16 protein-coding genes are annotated in these 18,030 nt (G+C 61.1%); 5 read left to right on the forward strand and 11 right to left on the reverse strand.

Going from position 1 to position 18,030, the window contains the following annotated elements:
- Window positions 1–95: 95 nt before the first annotated feature.
- The 4 genes from DW180_RS05475 to DW180_RS05490 all read left to right on the forward strand — a co-directional run bounded on the left by DW180_RS05475 (window position 96) and on the right by DW180_RS05490 (window position 4,405).
- Entirely contained in the window at window positions 96–1,286 is a 1,191-nt protein-coding gene (locus tag DW180_RS05475; protein WP_117759704.1) for a hypothetical protein, read from the forward strand.
- Window positions 1,287–1,705: 419 nt separating this feature from the next.
- Entirely contained in the window at window positions 1,706–2,071 is a 366-nt protein-coding gene (locus tag DW180_RS05480) for a helix-turn-helix transcriptional regulator (RefSeq protein WP_055285819.1), read from the forward strand.
- Between the two features lie 62 nt (window positions 2,072–2,133).
- Window positions 2,134–2,352 (forward strand): cation transporter, encoded by a 219-nt coding sequence (locus tag DW180_RS05485; protein WP_035137286.1) that lies wholly within the window; start codon window positions 2,134–2,136, stop codon window positions 2,350–2,352.
- Window positions 2,353–2,452: 100 nt separating this feature from the next.
- On the forward strand, window positions 2,453–4,405 hold the full coding sequence (locus tag DW180_RS05490) for a heavy metal translocating P-type ATPase (protein ID WP_199569892.1): 1,953 nt from the start codon (window positions 2,453–2,455) through the stop codon (window positions 4,403–4,405).
- 279 nt (window positions 4,406–4,684) lie between these two features.
- Here the strand turns inward: DW180_RS05490 and DW180_RS05495 are convergent, their stop codons facing one another.
- The 9 genes from DW180_RS05495 to DW180_RS05535 all read right to left on the reverse strand — a co-directional run bounded on the left by DW180_RS05495 (window position 4,685) and on the right by DW180_RS05535 (window position 14,358).
- Entirely contained in the window at window positions 4,685–5,074 is a 390-nt protein-coding gene (locus tag DW180_RS05495; RefSeq protein WP_118237789.1) for a metal-dependent transcriptional regulator, read from the reverse strand.
- Window positions 5,075–5,282: 208 nt separating this feature from the next.
- Complete coding sequence (locus tag DW180_RS05500) at window positions 5,283–6,053, reverse strand: Cof-type HAD-IIB family hydrolase (RefSeq protein ID WP_117759698.1); 771 nt, start codon at window positions 6,051–6,053, stop codon at window positions 5,283–5,285.
- Between the two features lie 6 nt (window positions 6,054–6,059).
- On the reverse strand, window positions 6,060–7,919 hold the full coding sequence (locus DW180_RS05505) for an ABC-F family ATP-binding cassette domain-containing protein (RefSeq protein ID WP_118237791.1): 1,860 nt from the start codon (window positions 7,917–7,919) through the stop codon (window positions 6,060–6,062).
- 204 nt (window positions 7,920–8,123) lie between these two features.
- Window positions 8,124–8,996, reverse strand: coding sequence for a phosphate ABC transporter ATP-binding protein PstB (gene pstB / locus DW180_RS05510; RefSeq protein WP_199411381.1), 873 nt, complete (start codon window positions 8,994–8,996; stop codon window positions 8,124–8,126).
- Complete coding sequence (gene pstA / locus DW180_RS05515; RefSeq protein WP_117770186.1) at window positions 8,993–9,919, reverse strand: phosphate ABC transporter permease PstA; 927 nt, start codon at window positions 9,917–9,919, stop codon at window positions 8,993–8,995. The genes pstB and pstA overlap by 4 nt, the downstream gene beginning before the upstream one ends.
- Window positions 9,912–10,820 carry a phosphate ABC transporter permease subunit PstC gene (gene pstC, locus DW180_RS05520; RefSeq protein WP_006235426.1) on the reverse strand — a complete coding sequence of 303 codons (909 nt, stop codon included), beginning with the start codon at window positions 10,818–10,820 and terminating at the stop codon, window positions 9,912–9,914. Before pstC ends, pstA begins: the two co-directional genes overlap by 8 nt.
- Before the next feature lie 24 nt (window positions 10,821–10,844).
- Window positions 10,845–11,783 carry a phosphate ABC transporter substrate-binding protein gene (locus tag DW180_RS05525; RefSeq protein WP_117770185.1) on the reverse strand — a complete coding sequence of 313 codons (939 nt, stop codon included), beginning with the start codon at window positions 11,781–11,783 and terminating at the stop codon, window positions 10,845–10,847.
- Window positions 11,784–12,172: 389 nt separating this feature from the next.
- The gene (locus DW180_RS05530) at window positions 12,173–13,609 is read right to left on the reverse strand and encodes a M20 family metallopeptidase (protein ID WP_117770184.1); all 1,437 of its coding nucleotides are present in this window, start codon (window positions 13,607–13,609) and stop codon (window positions 12,173–12,175) included.
- A 53-nt stretch (window positions 13,610–13,662) separates the two neighbouring features.
- Complete coding sequence (locus tag DW180_RS05535; RefSeq protein ID WP_233504640.1) at window positions 13,663–14,358, reverse strand: HAD hydrolase-like protein; 696 nt, start codon at window positions 14,356–14,358, stop codon at window positions 13,663–13,665.
- Between the two features lie 123 nt (window positions 14,359–14,481).
- Here DW180_RS05535 and DW180_RS05540 point away from each other — a divergent pair, with 123 nt between their 5' ends.
- Window positions 14,482–15,342, forward strand: coding sequence for a DegV family protein (locus tag DW180_RS05540; protein ID WP_118237793.1), 861 nt, complete (start codon window positions 14,482–14,484; stop codon window positions 15,340–15,342).
- Window positions 15,343–15,510: 168 nt separating this feature from the next.
- Here DW180_RS05540 and DW180_RS05545 read toward each other — a convergent pair whose 3' ends face one another.
- Window positions 15,511–16,269, reverse strand: a complete 759-nt coding sequence (locus DW180_RS05545; RefSeq protein WP_117848647.1) for a TIGR00730 family Rossman fold protein — start codon at window positions 16,267–16,269, stop codon at window positions 15,511–15,513.
- 233 nt (window positions 16,270–16,502) lie between these two features.
- A complete protein-coding gene (gene tgt / locus DW180_RS05550; protein WP_055285790.1) occupies window positions 16,503–17,642 on the reverse strand; it encodes a tRNA guanosine(34) transglycosylase Tgt in 1,140 nt (379 codons plus the stop codon).
- Window positions 17,643–18,030: the final 388 nt, after the last annotated feature.

Here is an 18,030-nt window from a genome sequence, read left to right on the forward strand (position 1 = left end):
TTGCGTCAAGCTTTTGGACAGCATTTGGTTAGACCTCTAAAACGACTTTTCCACTCAGCGCCATCAACACGGCATTAGCTGACACGATATATGCCATGAGTATCGTATTGTCACATACCACTGCAAAAGCGGTCTACCAAGCCGCGCATTCGGTGTCTGCGAAAGACATCGAGTCCTGCAGCCCTGCCGCAATTTACGGATCATGCCCCAGCGGAGCACTCCTCGACGCAGCCGCAGAATGGCTCGCCAAACATGATGTTGCCCGCGACGCAAACGATCCCCTCGAGGTAACGGTGTTTGATCGCAGGAACGCGCGCTACGCGATGAACTGTCAATGCCACGTTTCGTCAAAGCGATTCTCAAACTCACGCTTTATAGAGCTCGGAGAAGACATCTTCGTTGTTGGTGTTGAGCTTTGTGCACTTCAGGCCGCCACCTATCTCCCTTTTCGCGAACTAGTGGAGTACTACTTTGAACTGTGCGGCGCTTATTCCCTAGGAACCGGCTCTTCAACCTCCTATACCGAGCGTTTCGCGCTTACCTCGACCGAGAGGCTAAAGCAGTTCTTTAATTCCATTACCAGATGTGACGGTTTGGCCCTTGCCCGAAAGTCGATTCAATGTGTACGCGATGGATGTCGGTCTCCCATGGAAACGGCCTTTGCCATGATGCTTACGTTGCCCAAAAGCGAAGGAGGGCTTGGCATTAAAGGAATTGAGACCGACTACGAGGTGAAGGTCACCGCCGCCGCAAAAAATCTCACGAGACGCAAAAAGTTCTTTATGGATGCATATCTGAAGAAATCTCGAACAGATATTGAATACAACGGGTTTTATCACGACGCTGAAGAAGACCGCGCTATCGACGAGGAGCGCAAGAATGCGCTTGCGTCCATGGGGTACGGAATCATCACTGTCAGCCGTTATTCCTTTATGCATGCCAGCTCTTTCGTTAGGGTCATGGAGGCAATCCAGCGGAAAGAAGGCATACGCCCCTCGCGTCTGCCAAAAGACTTTCAAATCATGCAAGAGGACCTGAGACTGTTTGTGCTCAGACGGTTTATTGAGGAGAAGAAACGAATCCAGGAGGAGCTTCGCCAGGATTCCGAAGAGCGTCAACGAATCGACCTCGAAAAAGCAATGCTCGAAGGCATCACATTGGACGATCCGACGATTAACAAGGCTCCGGCAATCGATGACATGCAGACTGTCGGACTCGACAGCCCATCACTCAACCAAACAAGCAGCTTCACGCCCGAGGGCAGGGTCTTCGGGGCCGGAAACTAGGCTGACTAACAAGGTGGGTACCCTAGCGACGTGCAAAATTGCGAGTATTCAGCAAAGCCGGGTGTCCATCACCCTCGAGTGGATCCAAAAGTGAAGCGAAATCACTCTTGCGTGAGAACGTTAGGCAACATTTGAGGAAGAACTCATCGGTTTACCACCCTAAGACAACTCTTTAGCTGCATTATTTGGCCTGCGATAAGTTAACAGACCCCCTATCGTTGCAGAATACTCCAATTTTTGCACGGCGCAGGGGCACCCACCCCGGCATCACCTATCAAAACCGCTTAGTCCGGAATCTCGTCCGCTTTTCCTCATCATTTTGTACGACGGATTGCCTAAACGATATTGACATATGAACATGCGCTCATATAATCGGAAGTAAGTTATATGAGCGCATGTTCATATGAAAGGATATTGCAATGAGCATCCGCGTTGATGAAACGAAACCCGACATCGAGGCCACCGAGCCCGCGATCCCCACCACCTGCTCGCCCGAGGACCTTCCCGACGAGGAGCTTCTCTACGACCTCGCCGACCTGTTCAAGGTCTTCAGCGACACCACGCGCATCAAGATTCTCTATGCCCTCATGGGCCGTGAGCTCTGCGTGGCCGACATCGCCGAAGCGACCGAAACCTCGCAGTCGGCAGTATCGCACCAGCTGCGCACGCTTAAGCAGTCGCACCTGGTCAAGTTCCGCCGCGACGGCCGCAACATCCTCTACTCGCTTGCCGACGATCACGTCTACACCATGCTCAACCAGGGCATGAGCCATATCTGCGAATAGCAACCAACCGAGGTACCAGCGCGGCCTGCACCCAAGCCGCAAAACAGGGAAAGGAACCCATCATGAAAAAGCAGTTTAAACTCGACGAGATCGACTGCGCCAACTGCGCGCGCGAGCTTCAGGACGAACTTGCCAAGCTCGAGGGCGTCAAATCCGTGTCCGTCAACTTTATGACCCAGAAGCTGACGCTCGAGGCCGACGACGCCGAGTTCGACGAGGTGCTCAACCGCGTTGTAGAGTTTACGGCCGACGCCGAGCCGGACTGCGAGATCATTCTCTAGCCCAGGTTTACGCCAACCTACAAGGCCGCGCTTGCCGCGGCCTTTGCTCGCGAAGTTATATGAGCGAGTGTTCATACATTCAAATGGGAGGATACGAGTCATGGCCGCCGCCGACCCCAAAAAGAAAAAGAAGAAGCGCAAGAAAAAAGAGTCACTCGAGCATAAGCGCAACCGCATCCTGGTAGCGCTAGGCATCTTTGCGGTGGTGTACGCCCTCGACGAGCTCGGTACCCTTACTGCCGCATTCGGCACCCCGGGCGACATCTACGCCAGCTTTGTGCTGTTCCTCGTGCCGTTTTTGATTGCCGGCTACGACGTACTGCAAAAGGCATTCAATAACATTCGCCGCGGCAAGGCCTTCGACGAGAGTTTCCTTATGGCCGTCGCGACCATCGGCGCATTTGCCATGGTGCTCTTCCCCGACACCGACCCGCACATGGCCGAAGGCGCCGCTGTCATGCTGTTCTACCAAGTCGGCGAGCTGTTCCAGACATACGCCGTGGGCAAGAGCCGCAAGTCGATCAGTGCCATGATGGACATCGCACCCGACTACGCTAACGTCGAGCAGACCGACGGCACGCTCGAGCAGGTCTTCCCCGATGACATCACCGTCGGCACCGTGATCGTGGTCAAGCCCGGCGAGCGCGTGCCTATCGACGGCGTCATCGTCGAGGGCGAAACCCAGCTCGACACCGCCGCACTCACGGGCGAGTCAGTCCCCCGCCCCGCCAAGACCGGCGACGATATCATCAGCGGCTGCATCAACATGACGGGCCTCATCCGCGTGCGCACCACCAAGCCCTTTGGCGAGTCCACCGTCGCGCGCGTCCTGGAGCTCGTGGAGAATGCCAGCGAAAAGAAGGCGCGCACCGAGAACTTCATCACGCGCTTTGCCCGCGTCTACACGCCCGCCGTCACCGGCGCGGCCGCGGTGCTCGCGCTTGGCGGCGGCCTGGTGACTGGCGCTTGGTCCGATTGGATCCTGCGCGGCCTGACCTTCCTGGTCGTCAGTTGCCCGTGCGCGCTCGTGATCAGCGTGCCGCTGAGCTTCTTTGGCGGCATTGGCGGCGCGTCCAAGCTGGGCGTTCTCATCAAGGGCTCCAACTACCTCGAGACGCTCGCCGACGTGGACACCGTCGTCTTCGACAAAACCGGCACGCTCACCAACGGCACGTTCTCGGTGGTCGCGGTGCACCCCGAGGCAGGCTATACCGAGCAATCGTTGCTTGAAGTCGCAGCCCTCGCCGAGTCATTCTCCGACCACCCCATCGCGCAGTCGGTACGCACCGCCTTCCAGGGCGAGCTCGATCCCAAGCGCGTGACGGATTCCACTAATGACGCGGGCCACGGCGTGACGGCAACCATCGACGGCAAGCACGTCGTCGTTGGCAACGCAAAGATGCTCGCCGCGGCCGGCGTTGAAGCACCGGACTGTGAGGTTGTCGGCACGATCCTCCACGTGCTCGTTGACGGCGTGTACGCCGGCCACATCGTGATTGCAGACACCGTTAAGGCCGATGCGGAGCAAACGATTCGCGACCTGCATGCCGCCGGTATCAACCGCACCGTCATGCTCACGGGCGACCGCGAGGAGGTTGCAGCGTCTGTGGCCAAGCAACTCGGTCTCGACGAGTTCCACGCGCAGCTCCTGCCGGGCGACAAGGTCGAGCGCGTTGAGGCGCTACTCGCGGCCGAAAGTGGCAAGGGCAAGCTCGCCTTTGTCGGCGACGGTATCAACGACGCTCCTGTGCTTACGCGCGCCGATGTGGGCATTGCCATGGGCGCCATGGGCTCCGACGCCGCGATCGAGGCCGCCGACGTGGTGCTGATGGACGACAAGCCGTCCAACATTTCCCGCGCGATCCGCGTGGCGCGCAAGACCATGTCGATTGTTTGGCAGAACATAATCTTTGCGCTGGGCATTAAGCTGCTGATCCTTGTGCTGGCAGCGCTGGGTATCGCCAATATGTGGCTTGCCGTCTTTGGCGACGTAGGCGTGGCGATCATCGCCATCCTGAACGCCATGCGCGCGATGGGTGTCAAGAACCTGTAGCACCCGTGGTCCCTCCGGCCGGGGTCGGACTTGGTTTTGAAAACGTCCTCGCGCATGAGGCCCGTCTTTCCTGCTCCTGCGGAGCAACGGAAAGGCGGGCCTCGCGCTGCGGATTGTTTTCAAAACCAAGCCCGACCCCGGCCTGCAGTGACGTAGCTGGCAGTTCTTGGGCATCGCTTGCTGGCGGTGCTCCTTTGCTGAAATGGACTTGGCCGAAAGGGCCGCTGGTCCCGGTCGCTGGTTCGCGCTTTGCGTGAACTCCGCGCTACTGAGGATCCGTTAGGATACCGAGGTTGAATCCGTCGCCTCGCCCCGGCCCAACATCGACCTCAACTTCTCGAAGCTCTCCTCGCTCAGGCAGTGCTCCATGTGGCGGCCCTCTTGCGACGCGACCTCGGGCGTTACGCCTGCGTCCTCTAGCAGACCTACAAAAAAGCAGTGGCGCTCCCACATTTGACGGGCAACCTCAAGACCGCGTTCCGTCAGATGCACGTCGCGTTTGCCCATCTCCACGTAGCCGGTGCTCTCCAAGGCCGCCATGGCTTTAGAGACGCTTGCTTTGGTTACGCCCAAGTATTCGGCAACGTCGATCGAGCGCACGATGCCCTGACGTTCCGATAGGACGTAGATCGATTCGAGATAGTCTTCTCCGGATTCACGTAGGGCCATGGGCCGCCTTTCGCGATGATTGCTAGTTAGCCTTTGGATACTTTCCTTGGCTTACTTTACCGCAAAAGTTGACCATGTCTTACTGCATTGACCAAAAAGTTAGCCGCGTTTCACAAAACGTGCGAGATGAAAACAAAATGGGAACGCCCCGCAAGGAGTGTCCCCAGCTGCCGGCAGATAAGGAGCGTCCCCAAGTGCCGGGTCGCAGCTACACGAGGCCAAAGTGCTTCGCGGCGTTGTAGATGCCATCGTCGTCTACGGCGGTCGTCACGTAGGTCGCTGCGGCCTTCACGGTATCCTGCGCGTTGCCCATGGCCACACTTGTGCCCACGGCCGAGAACATCGACAGGTCGTTCTCGCCGTCGCCAAAGGCGATCGCCTCGCTCGCGTCGACACCCAGGCGCTCCAGCGTCGCCGCCACGCCCAAGTCCTTGCCGCCGTTGGCGGGGATAATGTCGCAGAACAGGTCGCACCAGCGCGTGGTGAGCGAATGCGACACCGCGTCGGCCACGATATGCTCGTCGGCCGGGTCCACAAACGCGCAAAACTGGTAGACCGGCGCGTCAAAGGCGTGGTCAAACGGCTCCTCGTGATAGACGATTCCCGCGTTGCTGCCGGCCGCCACCACGCGCTCGGACAGGCGATTCACAAACGAGTTCTCGCCCTGCATGCACAGCGAGTCGTAGCACCCCTCGGCCACCTGGTCCACAATCACCGCGACGTCGTCCGGATCGATCGGGCAGCTGCGGTAGGTGCCCTTGGCATCAAAGCAGTGCTGGCCCGAGAGCGTAATGTACGCATCCCAGCCCAAGTCGAGCAGCCAATCGGGCATCTGATAGGTCGGGCGGCCCGTGGCGATCACGCACGCGATCCCCTGCTCATGAAAGCTGTCGAGCACCTGCTGCGCCGACGCCGGAATCCGATGCGTTTTAAAGCTCAGCAGCGTGCCGTCGATATCGAAAAACGCGGCTTTGATCATCCTCGTTTACTCCTCGCCCTCGAGCTTTTCGCTCGCCTCGAGCCACGCCATCTCCAGCTCGTCCATGGCGGCATGGGCCTCGTCGATCTTTGCCTGCTGCTCGCCGAGCGCTGTGTAGTTGGTGGGATCGACCTGGGCCATCGCGGCCTCGGCCTCCTCCACGCGGGCGCGCTGCGTCTCCATCTTGCGCTCGAGCGAGCTCACCTCGCGGCGGAGCTTCTGGCGCTCGGCATTGGAAAGGCCATTGGGCTGGCCGCTCGACTTGGGCTTTTCGGCTGCAATCGCTGCGGCGCCGGTGTCGAACGTGCCGGTCTTGGCGCTCGGCGCGCCCACGGGCTCGCCCTCGGCCGTGGCGTTGCACAGGCGCAGGTACTGGTCGACGCCGCCGGGCATATGCGTCAGATGACCGTCAAGCAGCGCCCACTGCCGGTCGGTCACGCGCTCCATCAAGAAGCGGTCGTGCGTCACCAGGATCAGCGTGCCCGGCCAGCCATCGAGCAGGTCCTCGACAATCGCCAGCATGTCGGTATCCAAGTCGTTGCCCGGCTCGTCCAGGATAAGCACGTTGGGCTCGTCCAGGATCGTCAGCAGCAGCGACAGGCGACGGCGCTGGCCGCCCGAAAGATCGCCGATGCGGCTCCAGAGCTGCTGCGTCGTAAAGCCCAGGCGCTCGCAAAGCTTCTCAGGCGAAGTCTCCTTGCCGTCGATGACGTAGTACTTCTTATAGTTGCTGAGCACCTCGCGGATCGTGTCGCCCATGTAGGGCTCGAGCTCCTCGAGCTGCTGCGACAGCACGCCAAAACGCACCGTCTGGCCAATCTTCACGCGGCCGCGAAGGGGCGCGATCTTGCCCTGGATCACGTCGAGCAAGGTCGACTTGCCGGCACCGTTCTCACCCAGCAGACCATAGCGGTCGCCCGCGCCGATAAGCCAGGTCACATCGGAGAGCACCTGCTTGGGCGCGCCGTCGGCATCCGCATAGCCGGCGTCCACGTCGATCACGTCGATAACCTGCTTGCCTAGGCGGCTCACCGCCAGGCGCTTGAGCTCCAGCTCGTCGCGCACAGGCGGCACGTCGGCAATCAGCTCGCGAGCGGCATCCACGCGAAACTTGGGCTTGGTGGAACGCGCCTGGGCGCCGCGGCTTAGCCACGCGAGCTCCTTGCGCGCCATGTTGCGACGGCGCTCCTCGGTAACCGCGGCCATGCGATCGCGCTCCACGCGCTGCAGGATGTAGGCCGAGTAGCCGCCCTCGAAGGGGTCGACTTGGCCGTCGTGGACCTCCCACATACTGGTGCAGACCTCGTCCAAGAACCAGCGGTCGTGCGTGACCACGAGCATCGCGCCCTGGCCGCGCTGCCAGCGGGCCTTTAAGTGACGCGCGAGCCAGTTGATAGTGCGCATGTCCAGGTGATTGGTGGGCTCGTCGAGCATGAGCACGTCATAGTCGTCGATCAGCAGGCGCGCGAGGTCCACGCGACGGCGCTGGCCGCCCGAAAGCTCGCCCACCGTGCCCTCCCAGGGCACATCGCTAATAAGGCCAGCCAGAATCTGGCGCGTACGCGGACTCGACGCCCACTCATACTCGGGCGTGTCGCCCACGACGGCATGATGCACGGTGTCGGTATCGACCAGGTTGTCCTTTTGGCCGAGCAGACCGATCGTGGTGCCGCGACGGTGCGTCACGCGCCCGTCATCGGGCTCCAGCGTGCCGGCGAGCACGCTCAGCAGCGTCGACTTGCCGTCGCCGTTTTTGCCGACAATACCAATGCGGTCGCCCTCGCCCACGCCGAGCGTCACGCTATCGAAAATATGCTTGGTGGGAAACTCTAGGCTGACGGAATCGCATCCCAAAAGAATCGCCATATGCCCTGCTCCTTCGTAGAAATTCAACGTTGTCCATGATAGCAGCGAGCCCCACCCCAAACCACCACGAAGGCGCCTGTCCCCTTTGTGGCGGTCGTTTCGGTCGCAGAGCAAAAGGCGGGCCATCTCCCAAAAGAGATGACCCGTCTCTCCAATCAGTCCCGTGACAACCGTGGCCGCCGCGGGCCTCAAGCATGTCCCGGACTAGGAGAACATGCCGGTGAGGTAATCATTCAGCCGCTTATCCTTGGGCCGTTGGAAAATCTCGTCGGTCTCGTCGTACTCGACCATATCGCCCATGTAGAAGAACGCCGTGCGGTTGGACACACGCGACGCCTGCTCCATGTTGTGCGTCACGATGACGATGGCGCGGTCGGCCACAATCGACGACATGAGGTCCTCGATCGCCAACGTCGAGATGGGGTCGAGCGCCGAGCAGGGTTCGTCAAACAGGATCACATCGGGGTTGAGCGCCAGCGTGCGCGCGATGCACAGGCGCTGCTGCTGACCGCCCGAAAGCGCGTAGGCGCTCTTGTCGAGCTTGTCCTTGACCTCGTCCCACAGCGCTGCACCGCGCAGGCTCTCCTCGACCATACGATCAAGCTCGTCACGGTCGGTAATGCCGTGACGCTTGGGCGCAAACGTGATGTTGTCGCGAATGGACTTGCGGAAAGGGTTGGGCTGCTGGAACACCATGCCAATGGAGCGACGCAGCTCGTACGTGTTCTCGGTCCTGGTGTTCACATTGCGTCCGCGGTAGTTAATCTCGCCCTCCACGCGGCAGCCGCGAATCTCGCGGTTCATAAGGTTGAGGCTGCGCAAAAAGGTCGACTTACCGCAGCCCGAAGGCCCGATGAGTGCCGTGATCTCGCCCTTGTGAAACTCGAGCGACGTATTGTGCAGGGCATGGTGGTCGCCATAGTACACGTTGACGTCCTTAGTGGAGAGCACGACCTCGTCGCTCACGGCCTTGCCGCTCACGCGCACGCGCTTCTCGCTCTCCCCCACGCTCGACAAAAAGTCCTGGGTCTCGGACGATGCCGCTTCGGTTGCGGGCGTTACACCCATCTCGCTCATTCGGCCGTCATCCTCCTTGCCAGTTGCTTGCCCACGATACGGGCGACTACGTTAAACAGCAGCACGCAAATCATCAGCAGCGCCGCGGTGCCCCAGACGATCTGCTGGGCCTCGGGGCTGCCCTCGCCATAGATCTTGTAGATATGCACGGCGAGCGACTCGCCAGGGCGGAACACGTTCCAGGCACAGGTGGGGCTCGACAGGTTAAAGCTCAAGAAGTTCAGGCGAACCGGCGAGCTCATACCCGAGGTAAAGAGCAGTGCTGCGGCCTCGCCAAACACACGGCCGGCCGAAAGCACGATGCCGGTCACGATGGCGGGCATGGCCTCGGGAATCAGGATGTGCAGCGTGGCCTCCCAGCGGGTAAGGCCCATGGCCAGGCATGCATCGCGCTGGGCCTGTGGCACGTCCTCGAGCGCCTGCTGGATCACGCGCACCAGGATGGGGATATTGAACATGGTGAGCGCGACAGCGCCGGAGATGATGGAGTACTTCCAGCCCAGCTGCACCGAGAACACCAGAAAACCGAACATGCCGACGACGATGGAAGGCAGCGAGGACAACGTCTCGATGGCGGTGGAGGCGATGTCGCGGATGGGTCCGTCCGGCGCGTACTCAACCAAAAAGACCGCTCCGCCCAGGCTGATGGGCACCGAGATGATCAGGGTGATCAGCAGCAGGTAGAACGAGTCGAACAGCTGGTAGAGCACGCCGCCCTGCGTTCCGTTGGCGCGCGACGGCTCCGTGAGAAAGCCCGGCTGGAACAGCGTCGAGATGCCCTCGAACAGGATATAGGCCACCATGGAGACGACGATGAGCATGACGATGGCGACGATCGCCGTCAACACGCCCGTGGCGAAGCGGTCCTGCTTTTGGACACGCCCGAGCCTCGCCTCGTCGATGTGGATACGCGTGCTAGCCACGAGCCTTCGCCCCCTTGCGGCCGATAAGGTGGATGATCAGGATGAAGATGAGACTCATGCCCATCAGCAGCAGGCCGAGCGCCCACAGAACATCGTCTTGGGCCGAGCCCTCGGCATAGACTGCCATGGACGTGGTGAGCGTGGTGGTGATGGTCGAAGCCGGCGACAGCAGCGACGTCGGCATGGCCTCGATGCCGCCGATGACCATGCGCACGGCGAGCGTCTCGCCAAAGGCGCGGGTCATGCCCAAGATAACCGCGGTCATGAGCGACGGCATGGCGGACTTGAGCACCACGTGCCAGATGGTCTGCCAGCGGGTGTAGCCCAGCGCGAGCGAGCCCTGGCGGTAGCCGTCGGGCACGGCGCGCAGGCCATCGACCGAAAGCGTGGTCATCGTCGGCAGAATCATGACCGCCAGCACGATGGCGCCGGGCAAGATGCCCAGGCCCGTGCTCACATGGAAAACGCTCTTCATAAGACCGACGACCACGTGAAAACCGATCAGGCCAAAGACGACCGAGGGGATGCCGGTCAAAAGCTCAATGAGCGGCTGAAAGATCTTAGAGCCAAACTTAGGGCTAATCTCGACCGCAAAGATGGCAGAGCCGATGGCGATGGGCAGCGCGATAAGCGTGGAGAGCACCATGACCGCAAACGAGGTGACGATCAGGGGCAGGGCGCCGGTATAGGGCAGGCCGTTTTCGGCTGTGTTGGCCAGGTCCCACTTGGTGCCGGTGAAAAACTCGACGACCGAGACGCCGTCCTTGACAAAAGCCGAGAGGCCCTTTTGGGCGACCATAAAGATGAGCGCGGCAACGACAAGCGTCACGAGCGCTACGCACGCGCCCGTGACGCCCAGGCCCACGTTCTCAAGGTCGCGCTTTGGCAGCTGTTTTGCCATTGCAAACCTTTCCGGGGCGATTACTTATTTAGCAGAGACCTTGCCGCTGGCGTCCTTGACGACCTTCATGGCAGAGACGGGGATGAAGCCCTGCTCCTCGACGAGCTTGCCCTGGACGTCGTCGGAAAGCATGAACTCCAGGAAGGCCTTGGTGGCCTCGTCGGCGTCCTTGGAGCAGTACATGTGCTCGGTAGCCCAGATCTTGAAGGAGTCATCAGTGACATTCTTGCTCTTGGGCTCGACGCCCTCGACCTTGATGGCGTTGAACTTGGAGTCATCGAAGTGCGAGAAGTCGAGGTAGGAGATGGCGTTATCGGTGCTGCCCATCTGAGTCTGGACGTCGCCGGACTTGTCGAGCTCGGCGTCGCCCTTAAAGTCGACGGCCTCGTCGCCAAAGACGGCGGCCTCGAAGGTGGCGCGGGTGCCGGAGCCGGCCTTGCGGTTGAGGACGACGATGGTGGCGTCGTCGCCGCCGACCTCCTTCCAGTTGGTGATCTGGCCAGAGAAGATGCCCTTGAGCTGCTCGAGGGACAGGTCGTCGACCGTCACGTTCTTGGAGACGACGGGACCCATGCCCACGACGGCGACCTCGTGGTCGACGAGGTTCTTGACCTGGTCGGCCTCGAGCTTGGTCTCGGCGAAGACGTCGGAGTTGCCGATGGTGACGGTGCCGGCGGCAACAGCGGTCAGGCCCTTGCCCGAACCGTTACCCGAGCCGGAGACGGAGACGTCCGGGTTGGCATCCATGAACTTCTCGGCAGCGGCCTCGACGAGAGCCTGGAACGAAGAGGCACCGTCGTAGGTCACCTCGCCGGAGACGGACTCGGCAGCAGCGGCGCTACCCTTGTCGGCGGCGTCGGATGCGCCGGAGCCGCCGCAGCCAACGAGACCGAGACCGACGATGCTGGCAAAACCACCAGCGAGGCCGAGGAACTGACGACGAGAATAAGCCTGATCGAGCATGATCTTCCTTTCGTACATGCGACTCGCGGGCACCCTGCCCGCTTTGCTGTTTGGAAAGATACGACCTCGATCGGGCAGCGCCCGCGCCAGCTGCGGTTTCTTACGGTCATTTGATAGACCCTTACCGCAAGCGCGACTCGGCTTTACAAACGAATAACAAACCCGCCGCCAAGCATGGCCCGCCTTTTACACCGGAGGAGTGTCGCCAACGACTATCCCACCGCAACAGAAAAAGCCCGGGCAAAAGCACCGGGCTCGTAATTCAAGTTTGTATCCAAGCAGGATATAGGGGTTTTCCAGGTGCCCGAGATTGCCCCGAAAGAGGAGCGCCGCGTACTTTGGTACGCAAGCGACGGTTTGAGGGGCAAGGTCGGGTGCCTGGGGAAGCCCTACAGCTCCAGCTCATTCAAGCGCAGGATTGCCACAATATAAATCTTGAGCGCCTGCTTGAGCTGCTCCTCGTTGGCGCACTCGTTGGGGCCGTGCATCTGGCCGCCCCACGCGGGCAGCTCCAGACCGGTCTCCTCGGGGCCAAACGAGACGGCGCGGGCAAAGTTGCGCGCGTACGTGCCGCCGCCCATGGCAAAAGGCTCGGCATGCTTGCCCGTAAACTCGTTATAGGTATCGATAAGCGCCTTCACGGCCGGATCATCGGCAGACACCGAGAACGGCACCTTTGCATGACCCAAGCGATACGTCACGTCAAAGCGACCCACGAGCGGCTCGAGCTGCTCGCGGATGGTATCGGCGCTCGTGCTGTCGGGGAAGCGCACGTCGATGACCTGCTCGATATGGCCATCCACCACACGGATGACGCCGGGGTTGCAGGTGAGCGGGCCAAACGCCGGACTCGTCGCGTCGATACCCAGGCCGCGGCCATAGGCGTCCGCATGCACAAAGGCCAAAAACTTGACAAACTCGTGCTCGGCAGGCGTCAGCAGGCGCTCGCCGCGGGCACCAAACGCATCCTCGGCCTCGCGCAGATACGCCACGATCAGGCCGACGGCATTGATCGTTCCCTCGGGCATCGAGGCATGACCGCCAATGCCGTGGGCGAAAATCTGCGCATGCCCGTTATCGAGTGCCGTAATCTCCAGGCGGTCGGCGTTCTCGACCGGCGCCGGCAGCTCATCAGCGGCAATCGCGAGCTCGCAGATAGACTGCGACGGAATGGCGTTGCTCGCCTCGGCGCCGCTCCAAAACACAATGCGGCCGCCGTCGATCTTGGAGCTCACAAACGTCGCCCCAAACTGGCCCTTCTCGGCATTGCAGACCGGGAACTCGGCATCGGGCGTAAATAGAAAGTCGGGGTCTGCGTAGTTCTCCAGATAGTGATGAACGTCGGACATGCCCACTTCCTCATCGCAGCCCAGCAGCGCGCGGAAGGTATAGCGCGGCACAATGCCGTGCTTGAGCAGATAAGCGCCGGCGTAGAGCGACAGCACCGCCGGGCCCTTGTCGTCGATCACGCCACGGCCGAGCAGCCAGCCCTCGCGGCGCTCCATCGCAAACGGGTCAGTGTTCCAACCAGGACCGGCAGGCACCACGTCCACATGGCAAATGGTCGCGAGCTGCTTGTCACCGCGGCCGGGAATGTCGGCGATGCCCACATAGCCCCCGTCGTCGCTCGTCTGGTAGCCGAGCTTTTGCGCGATGCCGAGCGCGCAATCGAGCGCATCACGGACCGGACGGCCAAACGGCGCATCGGGTTCCGCATTGGCAGAAACCGCCACGGACGGATAGCTCACCAGCCGCTCGATATCGGCGACGGCATCTTCCCAGACCTCGTCGACGTACTCGGTAACGCTCTGCTCCACCTGATTCATGGACGACCTCCTTACCAGTAAGGGGCAAGTGTGCCGCCCCTCACATCAAATACTTATATAGCGAAAAGTTTAGCAAGCTCGGCCACCGAGTGCACCACCGCATCGGCGCCCGCGGCCTCGTGCTCCCCCGGCGCCGCCGCGCCCGAATAGATGCCGATACACGGCACGCCCATCGCGTGCGCGCCCTCCACATCGTTAAAGCGGTCGCCAATCATCACGGCCTCATCGGCAATCGCGCCAAGCGCCGCCAGGGCGTCGCGGACCGAATCGGCCTTGATTTCGCGACCCTGCGGCGGATTCATGCCAACCACCGCCTCAAACTGAGAAAGCCCGAGTTCACGTACCATGTCGACGCACTTCACCTCCATGCGAGACGTCGCCACGGCCATGCGCTTGCCCTGAGCGGCCAACCCATCCAGCAACTCGGGGATCCCGTCGAACACGGGATACTCTTCCGGTCCCAGCTCATCAAAAAAGGCGCGGTACTCGTCGGCCACCACCAGCGACTCCTCGCGCGAGAAGCCATAAAAGTCGTGAAAGCTTTTCCACAGGGGCGGCCCGATCATACGGCGCAAATCGCCCATCTGTGCCTCCGAAAACCCGCGCGCAGCCAGCGTCTTGCGCGTCGAGGTCATCACCGCCCGACCCGTATCTGCCACCGTGCCGTCAAAATCGAACAACACAATCGGCCGCTCGCATAGCTGTAATGCCGCCATCGGCATCCCTCTTCCCCAGTTGATGATTTCCACACCGACACTTCAAACTGTTGACTATTCAACAATTGAACCTAGCAATGTAGAGCAACTCCACTATACTTGTCGCACTTTGCTCTCAGAAGGCGGCGCGAAAGCGCCCCAACGAAAGGTGCAATTATGTCTTTTGCCATCATAACCGACTCCACGTCGGACATCTCCCCCGCCCGTGCTCAAGAGCTCGGCATTTACGTGATTCCACTGCATGTGATTATCGAGGGCGAGGACCTGCTCGACCAGGTGCAGATTACCGCCGAGGAATACGTCGCCCGCATGGCTGGTTCCGAGCAGTTGCCGCACACCTCGCAGCCGAGCGCCGGCGAGTTCAAGGCACTCTTTGACCGCGTGCGCGCCGACGGCCACGATAGTGCCATCTTTATCTCGCTATGCAGCGAGTGGTCTGCCTGCTATGCCAACGCCAGCCTGACGGCCGAAACGCACGAGCTCGACGTGCGCTGCATCGATTCGCGCACTGGCTCGGGCGCCGAGGGCCTGCTGGTGGAGTATGCGCGGGCCATGCGCGAAGATGGCCGCAGCCTGGACGAAACCGAGGCGCAGATCCGCGCGACGCTGCCCGACGCCCACCTGCTGCTGATTCCCCGCACGCTCGAGAACCTCGTTAAGAACGGCCGCGCGCCCAAGCTCGCCGGCCAGCTCACGCATATGCTCAACATTCGCCTGGCCGTTTCGCCGGAGTGGCAGTCGGGCGAGATCAAGGCGATCAAAAAGGGCCGCGGCGCCAAGCGCATCGTCGCCAACACCATGGCAGATTGCCTCGCGTTTTTGGACGAGCACCCGGGCTCAAGCGTGCGCGTGCTCACGACCGGCGCCGCCGAGGAGCAGGAACTTGTCAACGAGGCGCTCGCGGGCCAGGACTACGTAGACGCCGGCACCGGCCCCATCGGCTGCACCATCGCCACCCACGTAGGCGTCGATGCCATCGCCATCAGCTACTGCCCCCGCTACCAGCCAACTCACTAGGGACGCCCACATCAGTTGCGGTGAAATAGGGACTGTTTTTGGCTTATCAGCCGCAAATCAATCCCTATTCCACCGCAACTTAGAAGCAGTTCATTTGGGACGGGGCAAAAAAGACTGATATCAAACGTTTCAGACCAGTCTTTTTAGCCCCGTCCCATTTTAGCTACTCTACATCAGCCCGCTCAGGGCGATGTCGACGGCCTCGTTGAGGTCGTCGGTGATGTGCACCAGCTCCGGATCGAGCGGGCTGATCATACCGGCGTCCATCACCGGACCGTTAAGCCAGTCGAATAGGCCCTGCCAGTACTCGCTGCCTACCAGCACAAGCGGCATGCGCTTGACCTTGTGCGTTTGCACCAGCGTGAGCACCTCAAACATCTCGTCGAGCGTGCCAAACCCGCCGGGAAACACAATAGCGCCCGAGCTGTATTTGACGAACATGGTCTTGCGCACAAAGAAGTAGCGGAAGTCCATACCGAGGTTCACGTATTTGTTGAGCCCCTGCTCGTGCGGCAGCTCAATGCCCAAACCAACTGACTTGCCGTTGACGCTCGCCGCTCCCTTGTTGGCCGCTTCCATGATGCCGGGGCCGCCACCGGTGATAACCGCCACGCCGCGCTGGGCAATCTTACGCCCGACGGTGCGCGCCGCCTTGTAGAGCGTATCGGTCTTGGGCGTGCGGGCGCTACCGAAGATGGTCACCGCAGGTCCGAGCTCGGCAAGCGCGCCAAAGCCGTCGACAAACTCGGCCTGGATGCGCAGTACGCGCCACGGATCGGCATGCAACCAGTCGGTCGACTCCTCGGGCGCCAGCAGGTTAGCGTACGTATTGTCCTTAGGAATCATCGGGCCGCGCATGACCACGGGGCCGCGGCGGTACGTCTCGTCGTAGGAAGGCTCGCCCTCGACATTCTCGTTCTTAATCATGGGTACTCCTATCGAGAAAAAGAAAAACGGGCGGGGTCGACGCCATGCGCCAAACACCCGCCCGAACATCAACTATTCGGTATGGTACCCACGATGTATCAAGTGCTTGCAAGCTATCGGTTAGCGGTCGCGCAACCGACGCCGGCGAATGCGATGCCCGGCGACGGCTGCGCGCGGTCGATTGGCACGCGGTCTCGACATCGCGCGAGTGCCTGCAAGCGCCCGCGCCGCCCTTAGTAATCCACCGCGGCAGGGCTATTCATCCAATCGCTCACGAATGCACCATAGCGACCCTCGATAATGGCCTGGCGAGCACGCTGCATAAGGTTGAGCAGGTAGTAGATGTTGTGCATCGAAAGCAGGATGCCGCCGAGCATCTCCTTCTGCGTGACCATGTGGCGAATGAGCGCGCGGCTGTAGCCGCCCGTGCACACCGGGCAGGTGCAGGTGGGGTCGATGGGGCCGTCGTCGTGCGCAAAACGCGCGTTGCGGAAGTTAAGGCGACCTTCACTGGAGAATGCCGTGCCCATGCGGCCGGTGCGCGTCGGCAGCACGCAGTCGAACATATCGATGCCCACGCCCACGCCGCGCACGAGCGTCGTCGGGTTGCCGACGCCCATCAGGTAGCGCGGCTTGTGCTTGGGCATGTACTCGCTCACAAGCGGCGCCAGGGTCTCGAACATGGTCTCGTGGTCCTCGCCCACCGAGTAGCCGCCGATGCCGTAACCGGGGAAGTCGCCGCACTCCTCCAGATGGCGCAGAGAGCGCAGGCGCAGATCCAGATGCATGCCGCCCTGGACGATGCCAAAGAGCGCCTGGTCATCGCGGGTGTGAGCCTTGTAGCAGCGCTCGGCCCACATGCTCGACAGCTCCACCGCGCGCTCAACGTAGGCGCGCGTGGCGGGATAGCCCGGGCACTGGTCCAGCTGCATGCAGATGTCGGAGCCGAGCTTCATGGCGATTTCCATGTTGTCCTCGGGCGTCCAGAACACGTGGCGGCCGTCGTAGTCGTTGACGATAAAGCGCACGCCCTCGTCGGTGAGCTTGACGGCGTCGTTGTGGCTGAACACCTGGAAACCGCCCGAGTCGGTGAGGATAGGACCGTGCCAGTTCATAAACTTGTGCAGGCCGCCCAGCTCGGCGATAGTGTCCTCGCCGGGACGCATGGACAGATGATAGGTGTTGGCAAGCACGATCTGGGCGCCGAGCTGTTTGACGGTCTCGGTGGGGATGCCCTTGACGTTTGCCTTGGTGCCCACGGGCATAAAGATCGGCGTCTCGATGTCGCCGTGCGGGGTGTGCAGCACGCCGGCACGCGCATGCGTCGTCGGATCCTCGGCGATCAGGTCGAATTTAAAAAGGCTCTGGTCCATAAACTGGAACTCCTTGGTTGCGGTTCATACGCAAACCATTATACGGGCAACCCGCAAGAAGCACCGACTCGACAGAAACTAGTGCATTAGGATCAGGTTCCCGAGCTAGTCGTTGGGGACGTTCTTAAACGACTGGTCGTTGGGGACGGTCTTCAGCGCCACCTTGCAAAGGAGTGTCCCAATCTGCCGGCACTTAGGGACTGTCCCCAAGTGCCGGCAAGAGTGTCCCTTTCAACTAGTCATTTAAGAACGTCCCCAACGACTACATCCAACAGCCAAGGGAACGCCGATGCTTTGTCAACGACAGACACTATGACCCAATCCGAGGGCACTAAAAAGATAGGAGCCCCCGCTCGTGACCGCGGGTCGGGGCTGCGACAATGATGTT

Source organism: Collinsella sp. AM16-21 (genome assembly GCF_003471905.1).
Classification (GTDB): Bacteria; Actinomycetota; Coriobacteriia; order Coriobacteriales; family Coriobacteriaceae; genus Collinsella.

Coding starts and splice junctions, on each gene's coding strand:
- DW180_RS05485 (WP_035137286.1), top strand. CDS start 2,134: ATGAAAAAGCAGTTTAAACTCGACGAGATCGACTGCGCCAACTGCGCG.
- DW180_RS05480 (WP_055285819.1), top strand. CDS start 1,706: ATGAGCATCCGCGTTGATGAAACGAAACCCGACATCGAGGCCACCGAG.
- DW180_RS05490 (WP_199569892.1), top strand. CDS start 2,453: ATGGCCGCCGCCGACCCCAAAAAGAAAAAGAAGAAGCGCAAGAAAAAA.
- pstB (WP_199411381.1), bottom strand. CDS start 8,996: ATGAGCGAGATGGGTGTAACGCCCGCAACCGAAGCGGCATCGTCCGAG.
- DW180_RS05525 (WP_117770185.1), bottom strand. CDS start 11,783: ATGCTCGATCAGGCTTATTCTCGTCGTCAGTTCCTCGGCCTCGCTGGT.
- DW180_RS05475 (WP_117759704.1), top strand. CDS start 96: ATGAGTATCGTATTGTCACATACCACTGCAAAAGCGGTCTACCAAGCC.
- DW180_RS05540 (WP_118237793.1), top strand. CDS start 14,482: ATGTCTTTTGCCATCATAACCGACTCCACGTCGGACATCTCCCCCGCC.
- pstC (WP_006235426.1), bottom strand. CDS start 10,820: ATGGCAAAACAGCTGCCAAAGCGCGACCTTGAGAACGTGGGCCTGGGC.
- DW180_RS05505 (WP_118237791.1), bottom strand. CDS start 7,919: ATGGCGATTCTTTTGGGATGCGATTCCGTCAGCCTAGAGTTTCCCACC.
- DW180_RS05545 (WP_117848647.1), bottom strand. CDS start 16,269: ATGATTAAGAACGAGAATGTCGAGGGCGAGCCTTCCTACGACGAGACG.
- DW180_RS05530 (WP_117770184.1), bottom strand. CDS start 13,609: ATGAATCAGGTGGAGCAGAGCGTTACCGAGTACGTCGACGAGGTCTGG.
- DW180_RS05495 (WP_118237789.1), bottom strand. CDS start 5,074: ATGGCCCTACGTGAATCCGGAGAAGACTATCTCGAATCGATCTACGTC.
- tgt (WP_055285790.1), bottom strand. CDS start 17,642: ATGGACCAGAGCCTTTTTAAATTCGACCTGATCGCCGAGGATCCGACG.
- DW180_RS05500 (WP_117759698.1), bottom strand. CDS start 6,053: ATGATCAAAGCCGCGTTTTTCGATATCGACGGCACGCTGCTGAGCTTT.